The sequence below is a fragment of the Flavobacterium hercynium genome (assembly GCF_002217285.1).
GTDB lineage: Bacteria > Bacteroidota > Bacteroidia > Flavobacteriales > Flavobacteriaceae > Flavobacterium > Flavobacterium hercynium.
The window spans coordinates 58,329-70,554 of sequence record NZ_MUGW01000020.1 but is presented as its reverse complement, the minus strand read 5'-3'; the positions used below and the strand labels follow the sequence as shown (position 1 = coordinate 70,554).

Here is a 12,226-nt window from a genome sequence, read left to right as displayed (position 1 = left end):
TCTTACGAATTAAAATCTAAAGTGAGAGAAAGCTTTATTAGCTTCTGCCATCTTGTGAGTATCCATTCTTTTCTTAACTGCAGCACCTTCTTCTTTAGCAGCAGCTAAACATTCTGATGCTAAACGTTGCGCCATAGATTTTTCATTTCTTCTTCTAGAATAAAGTATTAACCACTTCATTGCCATAGAAATTTTTCTGTCTGGTCTAATCTGCATTGGAATTTGAAATGTAGCTCCACCAACTCTACGGCTACGTACTTCTACGTGAGGCATAACGTTAGTTAACGCATCTTTCCAAATTTCTAATGAAGTTTTTTCATCATTCTGCTTTTTAGTTTCTATGATATCAATAGCATCATAAAATACTTTAAAAGCTGTAGATTTCTTACCATCCCACATTAGGTTATTCACAAAACGTGTAACCAATTGGTCATTAAACCTTGGATCTGGTAAAAGTGGTCTTTTCTTTGCCGCTCTTTTTCTCATGTCTTTTTTTTAATAAAAAGTTATAGGTTATCCGTTAATTGTTATGTGTTAAAGATTTATAATATACATTATAAACCCGTAACCTTAACTCCTAACCTCCAACTCTTAACGTTTTAAATTACTTTTTTGCTTCTTTTGGGCGTTTAGCACCGTACTTAGATCTTCTTTGCGTTCTTCCTGCAACTCCTGACGTGTCAAGCGCTCCACGAACGATATGATATCTAACACCTGGTAAATCTTTTACCCTTCCACCTCTAACTAATACTATCGAGTGCTCTTGTAAATTGTGTCCTTCTCCAGGGATGTAAGCATTCACTTCATTACCATTTGTCAAACGTACACGCGCAACTTTACGCATTGCAGAGTTTGGTTTTTTTGGTGTAGTAGTGTAAACACGCGTACAAACCCCTCTTCTTTGAGGACAAGAATCTAAAGCAACCGATTTACTCTTCTTAGTTATCTGAGTTCTTCCTGTTCTTACTAATTGTTGAATTGTTGGCATAATTAATACTAAAAATTTATTATGTATATTAAATTCCCGCTTTTTACGGGGTTGCAAATGTATAAAATAAATTTCACTATCCAAACGTTAATTCATTAATTTTCAACAACATTATTTATTCTTATGTTTTTACAAACAAACAATAGATATTTGCAATACCATTTAATAAATCAACAAGCCCTTTTGAAACAACTAATTTACATAACACTTTCTTTATTAGGATTCAACGCCTACACACAAACTTTTCATTTAAAAATAAATGGAATTAATCCAATAGAAACTAAAATCATTGATTCACTCCAATACCAATCAAATCATTCTAACTTAAAATCATTACTAAACGAAGTAAATAGTACAGCCCAAGGACTTTTAAAAAAAGGCTATCTCGATATTAAAACACCTGAAACAACAAAAATAAACGATACCACTTACAACACCATAATCAATCTTAAAAACAGAACAAAATTTATTCATATATATATAGGTATAAATAAATCCTTCTTCAAACCTACAGAAACCAAAAATGACAGCATAATAATTCAATATGATCAACTAGAAAATTATTTAAATCAGAAAATTATTGACGCAGAAAAAAATGGATATGCCTTGAGCAAAATCAAACTTGAAAATATCAAAAGAAAGAATTCAACAATTTATGCCGACCTAAATTTTAAATCCGAAAAAAAACGCACTGTTAATTCCATTATTATAAATTACGATAATGACAAAAACAAGAGACTTTTACCAAAAGGTCACATAAAACAACTCAACAAAAAATACATCAACAAAACTTTTAATCAGGAAATTTTAAATGATCTATATGAAGACATTAATAACTTTGAATTTTTAACTCAAACTAAATATCCTGAAATACTTTTCACAAAAGACTCCACCAAGATTTATATTTATCCGGAAAAGAAAAGAGCCAACACATTTGATGGCTACATAGGATTTTCTAATGATGAAGATGAAAAATTACGTTTTAACGGGTATCTTGATATAACACTACAAAATACACTTCGCGCCGGTGAACAATTTTCACTCTATTGGAAAAGTGACGGCGAGCAACAAACTACGTTTAACACGAAAATAGAAATACCGTATATTTTTCAGTCTTCTTTAGGAGTCAAAGCACAACTAAACATCTTCAAACAAGACAGTACTTTTCAAAACACAAAGACCTCCATAGATTTAGGTTATTACATAAAATACAACTCTAAAATATATTTAGGATATCAATCAACAGAATCCAGTGATATCCAAAATACTAATAGTTCATTAATTAGTGATTTTAAAAATTCATATATCACTTCAACTTTTGACTATAAAAAAAATGACAATCAAAATCAACTTTTTTTTAAAAAAGCAATCGTCAATTTAATTTTAGGGTACGGAAAAAGAAATACCAACAACAATCCATCAACCGCTAATCCAAGCAAACAAATATTTACAAATTTCAATATTTTATACAATTTTGAGCTAAACGAGAAAAATTACATTAACATAAATTCACAAAATTTTTATCTTAACAGTAAAAATTACATTTCAAACGAATTATTTCGATTTGGAGGAATTAATTCAATAAGAGGTTTTTCAGAAAATAGTCTTCAAGCAAATTTCATGTCATCAATTCTTACAGAATACAGATATATTGTCTCAAAGAACTTATATATTCACTCAATAATTGATTATGGTCTATATCAAGATGTTACAAGTAATATTCAATCAAAAAAAATCAAGAAATTAACAGGAATTGGATTTGGTGTAGCAACCCAGACAGCAAATGGATTATTGAGAATAACTCTTACAAACGGAACTACTAACAATGAGGATATACAATTATATAACAGTATCATAAACTTATGTTATAATGTTAAATTTTAGCAGTAAACAAAAAAAGTTTAAATTATTATTAGGATAGTTAACAAATTATTAAGAGTTTTGCGAGACTAATTCAAAATATTTAAAAATGAAACTAAAGTTCAATGGATTCTTAGTGCTATTATTAGCACTAGTGGCGCAACTAACTTTTGCGCAAGAAAGAGCTGTTTCAGGAAATGTTTCCGATAATGCAGGAATGCCTTTACCAGGTGTAAGTGTATTAATCAAAGGAACGAAAACTGGAACACAAACTGATTTTGATGGTAAATTCTCTATCAAAGCAGCACCAAGCCAAATTTTGGTATTTAGCTACATCGGGATGAAATCTCAAGAAGTAGCAGCAAGTTCATCATCATTAAACATCAAATTGTCTGATGATTCTGTAGAACTTGAAAGCGTAGTAATTACTGCTGCGTTAGGAATTAAAAGAGAGAAAAAATCTATTAGTTACGCTGCACAAGACTTAAAAGGTAGTGTAATTAACGAAGGTGGAACAAACAATGCAGTATCAGCTTTATCTGGTAACGTTGCAGGTTTACAGGTAACTGCTCCTTCTACAATGGGTGGTTCTACAAGAATTGTACTTAGAGGTGTTGGATCCGTGACAGGTGAAAACAGACCTTTAATCGTTGTAGATGGTATTCCATTAGACAATGGTAACTACAATGACGCAAACACACAAAGAGGTGCTGGAGGTAGAGATTACGGAGATGCTTCTGCAGACATTAACCCAGATGATATCGAATCTGTAACTGTACTTAAAGGTGGTCCTGCTGCTGCTCTTTACGGAAGTAGAGCTGGTAACGGTGCAATTTTGTATACTACTAAATCTGCAAAAAAATCTGGTGGTAAAGCTGAAATTTCTTTCAACACTGGTATTACATTCGAAAGTGTAAACATCATGCCTACTATGCAAACATCATATGGTGGTGGTGGTGCAACTACATTAAGAACACAAGTAATTAACGGACGAACTTATAATCTTGCTAACTACGCTCTAGATGAAAGTTGGGGTCCAAAATACGATCCAAACTTATTGTACTTACCTTGGAATGCATTTGATCCGGAATTTTCTAATGATTATTTAAAAGAAATACCTTTTGTAGCTCCTAAAAATGGTGTTAAATCATTTTTTAACACTGGTATCACAAGAAACAACGCTATTTCTTTCTCTAAATCAACTCAAGATTCAGGAATTAGATTTTCTTACGCTAATCAAAGAACAGAAGGTATTGTTCCAAACTCAACTTTATCAAAAAACACGTTCTCTATCAATGCTAATACAAAGTTAACTGATAGATTGAAAGCTGAAGGTATGGTAACATATACTCACACTAAAGGTTTTAACAGACCAGAACAAGGTTACTCAGATAACAGTTTAGCTCAAAAATTCTTCCATTTTGGTCAAACACAATTGGATTATAATGTATTAAAAGATTACAAATTAGCTAACGGCAACCAAAGAACTTGGAATAGAGTTGCTTGGAATGATGCAAGACCTAACTATTCTGATAATCCATACTGGATTATCAATGAAAATACTTCTGGCGATACAAGAAACAGAATATATGGTAATGGAAAACTTACTTACAACATTACTCCAGAATTATATGCTGTAGGTAACGTATATGGTGACGTTTACACTTTAAACATTCATGAACAAGTTGCTGTAGGCTCTCAAGCTACTCCAAGCTATTATACTAGCAACAGAACAGTGACAGATTTTAACTATGAAGGTCGTTTACACTTTGACAAAAAATTCGACAAATTTAGTATAAACTCTTTCTTTGGTGCAAATAGAAGAAGCTATGGTTTATCATTACTAGAAGGTGAATCAGTAGGTGGTTTAGACTTAAGAAATGTTTACAACTTAGCAAATAGTTCAAATCCAGCAAAAGCGACAAACAAAGAAGAGAATATGAGAACAAACAGTCTTTACGGTTTTGTTTCATTAGGATATGACGATTTCTTATTTATTGAAGCTACTGACAGACAGGATTGGTTTAGTACTGTATTCAAATCTGTAAACTACGCTTCTATAACAGGAAGTTTTATTTTCTCTGAATTAACTAATACTTCATGGTTAAACTACGGTAAAATTAGAGGAGGATGGGCACAAGCAGGTAATGCAACAAATGTGTACAACCTTCAAGATTACGCTTTCGTAGGTACTCCTTTCCAAGGTGCACCTAGATACAGTAAGCCAAACCAAGGTGGTAATCCTGACCTAAAACCAGAGTTAAAAACAACGAAAGAGGTAGGTTTAGAATTAAGTTTGTTTGATAGAAGACTTGGTCTTGACGTAACATATTATGATGTTGTAACAACAGACTTAATCACTCCAATTCAGCTGGATCCATCAACAGGATATAATGCAAGAATTTACAATGCTGGTAAATTACAAAATAAAGGTATTGAGGCAACTGTTAACATTAATCCGGTTAGAACACAAGATTTCAGATGGGATGTTACTTGGAACTTCGCGAAAAATGATAACAAATTAATTGAATTAATTGATGGTGTTAATGAATTATCAATTGCTAACGCACCATTCCAAGCTAGATTATTAGCTGTTACTGGTCAAAAATATGGTCAAATCTACGGAACTGACTTTACTTACGATGAGGCAACTGGTAAAAAAATTGTTGATTCTAGAGGTGCTTACGTTCCTTCAGCTCAAAAATCTTTAGGTAGTATTATACCAAAATACAACATGGGTCTTAGAAACAACTTTAAATACAAAAATTTAAACTTTGGTTTCTTAATTGACATGCAAGAAGGCGGAAGTTACTTCTCTACTACACACATGTGGGGAACTTACTCTGGTATCTTAGACAATACTGCTACAGAAGGTCTTAGAGAAAATGGTATCGTACTTGATGGTGTTCGCGCAGACGGAACAGTTAATCAAACTGTACTACCTGGAAAAACATGGGCTAGATTACACTACGGTGGTGTTGATGCACAAAACGTTTTTGACGCTAGCTACATCAAATTAAGAGAGGTAACTCTTGGATACAGCATGCCTAAAAAATTAATTGGACCATTAGCTGATGTAAGATTCTCTCTTTTCGCAAGAAACTTATTTGCATGGGGATTAGATTGGAAAGGAATGGATCCTGAGATGGCTTCATACGGTAGCGGAAATGCTCAAGGTCTTGAAGGTGGGTCATTGCCATCAACAAGAACATACGGAATGAACCTAGAATTTAAATTCTAAAACAAAATTTAAGATGAAAAAAATATTCATATCAATATTATCAATTGCAGCACTGCTTACAACCACAGTAAGCTGTTCTGATCAATTAGAAGAGATAAACGAGAATCCAAATCAACCAGAACTTTATAATGTAACTTCTTTTGGACTTTTCAACAGTGCTACTGAAGCTTTAATGACTACTACCCGAGATGGATTTGCATCTGGTAGAATGACATTACCATGGATGCAATATTCTGCACAGAGAAACTATACTGAAGAGGATCGTTTTCAATTTAGAGCAGGAACGAATACGAGCTTGTTTACTAATTATTATTTAACTGGTGTTGATTTCAAAACTATTATTGAAATTAATACAGATCCAGTTCTAAAAGTAAACAATGCGGTTTACGGTAATAATACAAATCAAATTGCTGCTTCAAGAATCATGTTATCGTATATCTTTTTGCAATTAGCAGATGCATATGGTGACGTTCCTTACTATTCTTACGGGAATCAAGATCCAGATTTTCAAGCGTTTCAAGCAGATGAATTTATTAAACCTAAATTTGCATCTCAAGAAAAAATCTACACTGATATCTTGAAAGAATTAAAAGAAGCTGCGGAATCTGTAGTTTTAACTGAACCATCTGTTTTTACAAAAGGTGATAACCTTTTCGGAACTCCGGCTAAACTTGTAAAATTCGCTAACTCATTGAGATTACGCGTTGCAACTAGAGTAAAAGGTGTTGTTCCTGGAGCTGAGGCTCATATTCTTGACGCTATTAACAAAGGTGTTATGGAATCAAATGATGACACCGTTGGACTTACATACCAAGCAGATGATGTTAATCCAAGTCCAATGTACAGAGCTTTCTTTCTTGATAACAGAACTGACTTTGCTATGTCAAATACTTTTGTAGATTTATTAAAAGGAAAGACAGCGGGACCATTATTTGGAAATGTAGATCCAAGATTACAAAAATATGCATCTCCTATTACTGCTGCGATAGAGGATATTCAGGCTAAAACTTATAGCGAAACAGATGATCTTGACCAATATGTTGGTATGCCATACGGTTTAACAAGTGCACAAGCTGAGTCTCAATTAGAAGGTACATCTTTCTGGAGCTATAATGTATTGAAGCAAGATTATACTGAAATCTTAATGGAATATGCTGAAGTAGAATTTTTATTAGCTGAACATTATGGATGGGATAATACACACTATCAAAATGGAGTTACTGCATCTTTAGAGCGTTGGGGAGTTACACCAGCAAAAATTGCTACTTACGTAGCTACTTTAGCTCCTGCTACTCAAGAGACTGTAATTACTCAAAAATACATTGCTCTTTTCATGCAACCTTATGAAGCTTTCGCTGAATACAGAAGAACTGGATATCCAAACACTCTTCTTCAACCAGGTGGAACTTATGAACTTCATAACCCAATTGATGGAGAAACAACGTATACTTTCGTAGCGTTAAACAACTTAACTCGTATGCCAGACAGATTTACATACCCAGTTAACTTACAACAGTTAAATGGTGAAAATGTTAAAGCTGCTGCTGCTGCTATTGGAGGTGATAAATTAGACACAAAACTAATTTGGGCTAAGCCGTAATTCATCTTTCCAAATAAATACAAAAGCCATCCCGTTCATTCGGGATGGTTTTTTTATTTCAACATTATACCTATATTTGCGGCATGGAAAAAGAACATCAAATTTTTGGAATTAGAGCCATCATAGAAGCAATTCAAGCGGGCAAAGAAGTAGATAAAGTATTCATCCAAAAAGAAATTTCTGGTGAGTTAATGAAAGATTTAATGAAAGTGATGAAACGCGCTAACATTAATTTCTCTTATGTACCTGTCGAAAAATTAAATCGTCTAACACCTAATAACCATCAAGGTGCTGTTGCTACAATATCCCCTATTGGATTTATTGATTTAGAGCATTTAGTTGAATCTACAATAGCTTCTGGTGCAAAACCTTTATTCCTAATATTAGATCAAATTTCTGACGCACGTAATTTTGGTGCTATTATCAGAACAGCTGAGTGTACTGGAGTAAACGGAATCATTGTACAAAAAGCAGGTTCTGCTCCTGTGAATGGTGATACTGTAAAAACATCTGCGGGTGCTGTATTTAATGTTCCTATTTGTAAAGTTGAACACATTAAAGATGCTATATTTTATCTTCAGGGTTCAGGAATAAAAACTATTGCTGCTACCGAAAAGACAGATCAGAACATTTATGACTTGGCTTTAAATGAACCTGTAGCTATAATTATGGGATCAGAGGATAGAGGAATTAATCCTTCTGTACTTAAAATTGTAGATGAAAAAGCAAAATTACCTATGTTCGGTTCAATAGGATCGCTGAACGTTTCTGTTGCTTGTGGTGCATTTTTATACGAAACTGTTCGACAAAGAAGTTAAGCAACTATTTTATATAGATAATATAATATTCAAAATAATAAGTTTAAATCTCCTTCGCGGAGATTTTTTCTTTTTATAGCAATAGCATATACTCCCCTTTATACTAATTAGATTTTCTCATCAGATTCTTTTTTCATTACTGTGTAATTCACATTAAGATTGGAATTAAAATAAGAAACAATTTCTTCTTCTTCGTCGGGAACTTCTGTGTTGACAAAATTACCGTTCTCGTCAAAATGTTTCATAAAAGCATCCTCTTCAGGATTAAAATCGGGTTGTTGCCAATCGTAAACGATTGCTTTCTTATATTCAGGTGTTTTATAAAATAGAGACATTGCAAATCCGGTTATAAAACCTCCTAAATGTCCTTCCCATGAAATAGATTCATCTACATCAGGAAAAACATACCAGATCATACCTCCATAAAGTAATATTACAGATAATGAAAGTGCTACTAATCTATAATAACCACTTTGGATTCCTTTAAAAAAAATAAAACTTACCAAAACATATATTAATCCACTTGCACCGATGTGATAATTTGCCCGTCCTATAAGCCAGGTGATTAAGCCCGAAAAAATAATTCCGTAACAGATTACTCCAAGACTTTGTTTGGGATAAAAGAATTGCAATGCTGCCAATAGAACTAAAAGCGGAAGTGAATTATTATAGAGATGACTTAAGTTTTCATGAATGAAGGGGCTGAATAAAACACCCTGCAAACCCGATAAATCTCTTGGGTATATTCCGTTATCATAAAAATCAAAATCAAATCGAATTTGACTCCAATAAACTATCCAAAGAAAGAGGACAAAAAAGACTGGTAATCCTATAACGGAATTCGAAAATTTAAAGTGGTTATCATTCATAAAGTCTAGCATCAGTTTTTATAGGTGATCAAAAAACTATCCAAACACATTTTACTGTTAATTTGTCAGCTTACTGTTTTAAAAACTAAATAATTAAAATTGAAAACAGTAATTTTGTATAATGGAAGCACCCTTAGCAGAGCGTATTCGCCCACAGAAACTCGAAGATTATATTAGTCAACATCATTTGGTTGGACCAAGTGGTTCTCTTACGCAACAAATCTCGAAAGGAATTATCCCTTCCCTTATCTTTTGGGGACCACCCGGAACGGGAAAAACTACTTTAGCACAAATTATTGCACAAGAGTCAAAACGTCCGTTTTATATTTTGAGTGCCATCAACTCCGGCGTAAAGGATATTCGTGATGTTATTGAAAAGGCGAAACAGAGTGGCGGATTGTTTACAGCGAAAAATCCAATCTTATTTATTGATGAGATTCACCGATTCAGTAAATCTCAACAAGATTCCCTTTTAGCTGCGGTGGAAAAAGGATGGATAACGTTAATTGGTGCTACTACAGAAAATCCAAGCTTTGAAGTTATTCCCGCACTATTGTCGCGCTGCCAAGTTTATATTCTAAATGCATTTAGTAAAACGGATTTGGAAGCATTACTGCATCGTGCAATGAAATCTGACGTTGAATTAAAGGCTAAAAATATAGTTTTAAAGGAAACGGAAGCTTTATTAAGACTTTCTGGCGGAGATGGCAGGAAATTACTAAATATATTCGAACTCGTAATAAATGCTTCTCCTGAGGGCGAAGTAATTATTACGAATGATCGTGTTTTTGAACTTGTACAACAAAATACCGTATTGTATGACAAGACAGGAGAACAACATTATGACATTGTATCTGCTTTTATAAAATCGATTAGAGGAAGTGATCCTAATGGTGCCGTGTACTGGTTGGCCAGAATGATAGAAGGAGGTGAAGATGTAAAATTTATCGCCCGAAGGATGCTAATTTTATCAAGTGAAGATATTGGAAATGCAAACCCTACTGCTTTTATTATGGCTAATAATACTTTTCAGGCAGTATCTACGATTGGATATCCGGAAAGCCGTATTATTTTAAGTCAATGCGCGATTTATTTAGCTACTTCACCAAAAAGCAATGCTTCTTACTTAGCGATTGGCAATGCTCAGCAATTGGTTAAACAAACTGGCGATTTACCAGTTCCAATACATTTAAGAAATGCTCCGACAAAACTAATGAAAGAATTAGGTTATGGTGAAGATTATAAGTACTCTCACGATTATGCTAATAATTTTGCAGATCAGGAGTTTTTACCTGACGCTATAAAAGAAACGGTTCTTTATAATCCAGGGAGCAATTCCAGAGAGAACAGCAACCGTGAATTCTTAAAGAACCGTTGGAAAGATAAATATGGGTATTAAAAACCCATAACTTTTATTTTTAAAACTTTACTGAAACTTTTTCAGATATAAGTTTATCATTTTGGTAATATTCAAAGAACCATTGATTGTCTTTTGCATTCAAAGATCCTTGTACTCCATCTTTAATAGCAATGAAAGAGTCTGGTCTTGACGTTTTAAGCAGTTTCATAACTACTTTTGGTGTTTTGTCAATTAATTGATATCCGTTTTCTGTTGGTTGTGCATATAACAAATTAGGATCTGAAACGTCAACGCTTACTGCACTATTTTGAGTTGGTGTTGCTACTGTTGTTGTTGCTACTTGCGCAGTATTAATTCTAGGGGAACCACCTACAATTTTGCCACTGTATTTATAGTGCAATTTTTTTATCGATTCAAAAGCCATCTCTAAACTTTCACGATACGCAACTTCATAATCTTTCTCTTTACTTTTTCCTACTTCTGAAGTATAAATGACCTTACCATAACAATCTTTAAACTCAAAATATAATTTTGTAACCAAAAAACCATTATCTCTTACAGCATCAATATTTAAAAGCTGACAACGATCGATATCACCCGGCAATTCTTCATTACTGTAATAAGCCTGAAAACCTGCTTTAATTAAATTTGATTTAGTCATTGTTGCTAAACGATACTGATTATCACTTTTAAGAAATTCATATTTCAACGGAACAATAACAGCTTTATAATCATTGATAGACTGAGAAAAACCTGTAAATGATGTAACAAGCAAAAGCAATAAAAATTTAATTTTCATATTATAAATATTTTTTTAGTTCTAATAAGTGATTTATTTGTTTGATGTTTTGAGAAACTTCTACTCTTTTTTCATTAAAGAAAATAGCATCTAATCCTGCATCTAAGGCTCCATTAACATCTGCTTCCAGACAATCTCCAATCATGATAGAATTTTCTTTTGAAGCCTGTGCCAAATTGATGGCATAATCAAAGATAATACTATTTGGCTTTTTTACGCCTGCAAGTTCTGAATTTGTAATAGTTATGAAGTAATCTGCAAGTGCTGCATTCTTGATTTTTCTATCCTGAACATTGGCAAATCCATTTGTAATAATATGAAGTCTGTATTTTGGTTTTAAATATTCCAAAACTTCAATAGCACCATCAAAAAGATGATTATTATCTGTTAAACTTTCGAGATATTCGTTTGCAATTGCATCAATATCCTCATCACAAATTTCAAAATTTAAAGCATCAAACGAAAACTTCAATCTATTATAACGCAATTCCTGGTGTGTAATTTTATCATGCTGGTATAATTTCCAACAAGCTTGATTTATTGGTACATACTTTTCTATAAAATCTACAATTTTTACATTAGGACATCTGCTTTTAAGAATTTGCTCAAATGCCATCTCAGAATTTTTATCAAAATCCCAAAGTGTGTGATCTAAATCAAAAAAAACATCGGTAATAGTAGTGCTCATAAT

General features: G+C 33.0%; 10 protein-coding genes. 5 read left to right on the top strand and 5 right to left on the bottom strand.

Going from position 1 to position 12,226, the window contains the following annotated elements; all coding sequences use genetic code 11:
* Nucleotides 1–9 precede the first annotated feature (9 nt).
* Nucleotides 10–486, bottom strand: coding sequence for a 30S ribosomal protein S7 (gene rpsG / locus B0A66_RS10185; RefSeq protein WP_026727879.1), 477 nt, complete (start codon nucleotides 484–486; stop codon nucleotides 10–12).
* Between the two features lie 118 nt (nucleotides 487–604).
* A complete protein-coding gene (rpsL, locus tag B0A66_RS10180) occupies nucleotides 605–988 on the bottom strand; it encodes a 30S ribosomal protein S12 (RefSeq protein WP_007136570.1) in 384 nt (127 codons plus the stop codon).
* A gap of 183 nt (nucleotides 989–1,171) precedes the next feature.
* On the opposite strand from rpsL, the gene B0A66_RS10175 reads away from it, so the two are divergent.
* From B0A66_RS10175 to rlmB, 4 genes are all read left to right on the top strand, one after another.
* A complete protein-coding gene (locus B0A66_RS10175; RefSeq protein WP_244283426.1) occupies nucleotides 1,172–2,872 on the top strand; it encodes a BamA/TamA family outer membrane protein in 1,701 nt (566 codons plus the stop codon).
* A gap of 85 nt (nucleotides 2,873–2,957) precedes the next feature.
* Nucleotides 2,958–6,089: a SusC/RagA family TonB-linked outer membrane protein gene (locus B0A66_RS10170; protein ID WP_089049754.1), complete on the top strand. Its 3,132-nt coding sequence runs from the start codon at nucleotides 2,958–2,960 to the stop codon at nucleotides 6,087–6,089.
* A 13-nt stretch (nucleotides 6,090–6,102) separates the two neighbouring features.
* Entirely contained in the window at nucleotides 6,103–7,689 is a 1,587-nt protein-coding gene (locus B0A66_RS10165; protein WP_089049753.1) for a SusD/RagB family nutrient-binding outer membrane lipoprotein, read from the top strand.
* Nucleotides 7,690–7,772: 83 nt separating this feature from the next.
* Nucleotides 7,773–8,507 (top strand): 23S rRNA (guanosine(2251)-2'-O)-methyltransferase RlmB, encoded by a 735-nt coding sequence (gene rlmB, locus B0A66_RS10160; protein ID WP_089049752.1) that lies wholly within the window; start codon nucleotides 7,773–7,775, stop codon nucleotides 8,505–8,507.
* A gap of 107 nt (nucleotides 8,508–8,614) precedes the next feature.
* Here the strand turns inward: rlmB and B0A66_RS10155 are convergent, their stop codons facing one another.
* On the bottom strand, nucleotides 8,615–9,376 hold the full coding sequence (locus B0A66_RS10155; protein WP_089049751.1) for a rhomboid family intramembrane serine protease: 762 nt from the start codon (nucleotides 9,374–9,376) through the stop codon (nucleotides 8,615–8,617).
* Nucleotides 9,377–9,497: 121 nt separating this feature from the next.
* On the opposite strand from B0A66_RS10155, the gene B0A66_RS10150 reads away from it, so the two are divergent.
* Nucleotides 9,498–10,775, top strand: coding sequence for a replication-associated recombination protein A (locus B0A66_RS10150; RefSeq protein ID WP_089049750.1), 1,278 nt, complete (start codon nucleotides 9,498–9,500; stop codon nucleotides 10,773–10,775).
* Between the two features lie 19 nt (nucleotides 10,776–10,794).
* Here B0A66_RS10150 and B0A66_RS10145 read toward each other — a convergent pair whose 3' ends face one another.
* Together B0A66_RS10145 and B0A66_RS10140 are read right to left on the bottom strand one after the other, a co-directional pair.
* Entirely contained in the window at nucleotides 10,795–11,535 is a 741-nt protein-coding gene (locus tag B0A66_RS10145; RefSeq protein WP_089049749.1) for a hypothetical protein, read from the bottom strand.
* Between the two features lies 1 nt (nucleotide 11,536).
* Complete coding sequence (locus B0A66_RS10140) at nucleotides 11,537–12,223, bottom strand: YjjG family noncanonical pyrimidine nucleotidase (protein WP_089049748.1); 687 nt, start codon at nucleotides 12,221–12,223, stop codon at nucleotides 11,537–11,539.
* Nucleotides 12,224–12,226 lie beyond the last annotated feature (3 nt).